Annotated in this window: 2 protein-coding genes; both read right to left on the bottom strand. The window is 51.7% G+C overall.

Annotated features, from left to right (window positions below; genetic code table 11):
* Nucleotides 1–60: 60 nt before the first annotated feature.
* On the bottom strand, nt 61–2,211 hold the full coding sequence (locus WCO51_11400; protein MEI6513859.1) for a hypothetical protein: 2,151 nt from the start codon (nt 2,209–2,211) through the stop codon (nt 61–63).
* A 109-nt stretch (nt 2,212–2,320) separates the two neighbouring features.
* A partial coding sequence (locus WCO51_11395) for a hypothetical protein (GenBank protein ID MEI6513858.1) occupies nt 2,321–3,322 on the bottom strand: 1,002 nt, incomplete at its 5' end.

The following is a 3,322-nucleotide window of genomic DNA, read 5'->3' as shown; positions in this document are numbered from 1 at the left end:
CCATATCGAAGGGTTCCGGAGTCCCCCTTGGAAAGGGGGAAATCTGACACTGACTTTAGCCTAATCCGCTATCGGCAAACGCCAAGCGCCTCGGCCGTGGGTGGCTACGGTGATGTAGTTGGTGGTGGTGTTTACCATGATTGTGAAGATGGGTAGGGAGGGAAGGCCGCGGCCTAAACGCATCCAGTTACCGCCGCCTGTTTCTGAAACAAAAACCCCGATCTCAGTGGCGATATAAACGGTATTGGGCTTTCTTGGGTTAATAGCAATCATTCGGATAGGCATACCAGGGAGATCGCCGCTTACATCCTTCCAAGTGCCACCCGCATCAGTGCTCTTCCATATTCGTTGTTGGCTCCAGCCCATTAACGAGACATATATTGTTCTAGGGCTGCGAGGATCGATACACACATACGACACATACCCCCTGGGCAAGCCTTTTGTTATGTCATACCAATTTTTGCCGGTGTTTGGGGTCACCCATACTTTTCCTGTGGTGGTTCCGGCATAGATAACCTTGCTATTTCCCGGTGCAACAGACACGGCTGAGACTGAGCCGCCTAATGGTGGGCTAATCGGCTCCCATGATTCGGCCCCGTTTGTGCTGCGTGAGACCCTCCTTGAACCGGCCACTAATATATCGGGATCATTTGGATCGAGATTGAATGGCGCATAAAACAGTGCGCCCTCCATGTCCAACCCCTTAGTCTTCTCCCACTGATAGCTCTTGCCGCCATCGATAGACTTTATTATCAATAAGCCGATGTATTCGCTATAGACGATGTTCGGGTTCTTCCAGTTCACAAGAGTAGTGCCGCCATCGCCGCCGATGATATTTACCCATGCGTTGGAATCAAAACGAGTACTCGTGCCGTTATCCTGAGCGCCGCCGTAAGCGATATTTTTATCCGTAGGATGTACATCAACAGCAACAAACTGAAGCGTTCCCACCCCTGTATTCACTGCCTCCCACGTATCGCCATTATCTATTGTTCGGAAGATTCCACCGTCAGTGCAGAGATAAAGCCTCGGGGGATTGCGCAGGTCAAAGCCAAACGCATGGTGGTCTGGATGAACAGTGCCAATGTTCCAACTTCGAGTGCAGTCAGTCCAAGTTTCGCCGCCGTCCATCGAGCGGAATGTAGTGTTGCCGGCGACAAAAACTATATTAGGATTGGTCGGATGCACGCCGACATAATTGTCGTACCAGGCGGCACCGCCACAATAGGGGGGGCAGTTTGGCAACCTTGTCCAAGTCTTCCCAAAATCGTTCGAACGATAAAGGCCGATGAGGGACTGGCTGACCGCATACATGGCCGCATAGATCACCTGCGGCTGTGACCAGCACTGGCCCATCTGAGACCGGCCTAGTTTGAGGCCATCAGAAGGAACATCTGCCGTAAGCTTCTTCCATGAGTTGCCTGCATCCGTGCTGGCATACAAGCCATTTCGTGAGTCTCCTGACATATGTGCAAGCAAGGCGATCAACGAATTAGGGTTCTGACGATTAATGACGATATCGGTGGCGCATCCGTCGAGCAGCTTAACCCATGTCCCGCCCGCATCAGCGCTTCGGTACACACCCCGCGAAGTCGCGGCATAAATCAGACCAGGCCGTTTCGGGTTAGCCACAATTCGAGAGAAATGCCCACCCAGAAAAATATCGCTTCCAAGAAGCTCCCAACTCTTGCCGGCATCCCTCGAACGAAGCATTCCTGCGCCATGATAACTATCGAGGCTATAATGCGGCTCGCCAGTACCCGCATAAATGACATCCGGGTTGAACGGGTCGATTAACAACGCCCCATACGAGAGCGAGGCCTGGTGATCGGCAATAGGCTTCCATGTCTTGGCGTCATCAACGCTCTTCCAAAGCCCTCCTGATGCCGCTGCGGCATAGATTACACGAGGGTCACGGGGGTCAACCACAATATCGCACATACGGCCGGCGTTATCGGCTCCATGCCATCCATCTTTTAAGACATCCGGCCCTATATCTTCCCAAACAAGTGTAGATCCCTCTTTGGTTTGCCAATAGGGGATTTGTCTTGCCTGGAACCATGCCGTTAGGTTTCCCTTAGCTGGCGCCGTTGTCGAATACCTGTTCTGAAACTCGGCAAATGCCGCCCGCGCCCGCGGTTTCTCCCCCGCCTTCGCCCAAGCGAAAATCGCCAATACCAAACAAAGAATTGCAATCCAAACTTTTTTCATCCCAATCCGCTCAACTTTTATTGCGTTGTGCGTATTACGTATTTCCGGAATCCCGAATACGAACTACGCAATACGCACTACTTTACGATTCGCCTTTCGCCCTCTCGCTCTACTCCCCGAATAACCCTTCAAAACCACCTGGAACAGGGGGAGATCCGGCGCGTTCGGCGGACATGAACATTTCGATTGTGTAGGTAATAATCTTTACCTGGCCTGGAGCGATTTTCACGTTCCATTCCAAATCGTTAATCGGGTTAGGATCGCCGGTCAGGACTTGGGTCTGCTTCAATGCGCCCTCATCCGACTTGCTCACAACTCGCCCGCGAACCGTTTTTGTGACCTTAACGGGTGAGACCTCTTTGCGGAAGTTCGTGATAGTCAAAGTGCCTTTGAGTGTGACAGGAATGAAATCTGTCTTGCCGATCTTGACAGGGCTGCCGCGCTTAACCTCAGCTTCAGTTCGCTCAACTCGCAAACCGATACCTCGCGACAATCGAACCTCTGCGCTTGAACCAGCAGGAGTGTAACGGATCATCTCTTGCCCAACCGCTCGGCCATCTTCAACAACAAACACCGGCCCGGTTGTCAGAGGCTGGTCGCTGCTGTTTTTGAGGCTTAATAAATAGGCAACTTCATCTCCATCAGCATTCCATTCGAACTGAGGGGTCACAGGCACGGTCATATCGAAGATAGACACCATCGCCACATCGTTTGTAGCAAGGCTCAAGTCGTCCTTCTTATAGAAATAAAGCTCGCCAACCTCATCCCCAGTTACTGAAGCCATTTTTACAGTACTCTCTGACTTAGGCTCAAGCTCACGCTTACGTTCCTCTGGACGTCCCGGCTGTAAGTCGTTCTCGGCAATCGCTGCCCCTGCCTGCGCTGATGCGGGCATGAAGGCGATCATATCCTGAAGCCCTCGGTTTGCAACAAAAGGCGAACCTACCACGAATAAAACATCGCTCTTATCAAGGTTCTCTGTCGTATTCGTCATTGATGCGCGTAAGGTCAATTTAGCGTTTCCGCCAGTTACCGATAAAACATAGCTTGGTTCCCAGCGTATGCCATCCTGTAAATATCCAATTCCCAATGTGCAAACCTTGTTAGGGTC

It is taken from the genome of bacterium (assembly GCA_037131655.1).
GTDB lineage: Bacteria > Armatimonadota > Fimbriimonadia > Fimbriimonadales > JBAXQP01 > JBAXQP01.
The sequence above is the reverse complement of the archived record's forward strand: the minus strand, read 5'-3'. Positions and strand labels throughout refer to the sequence as shown.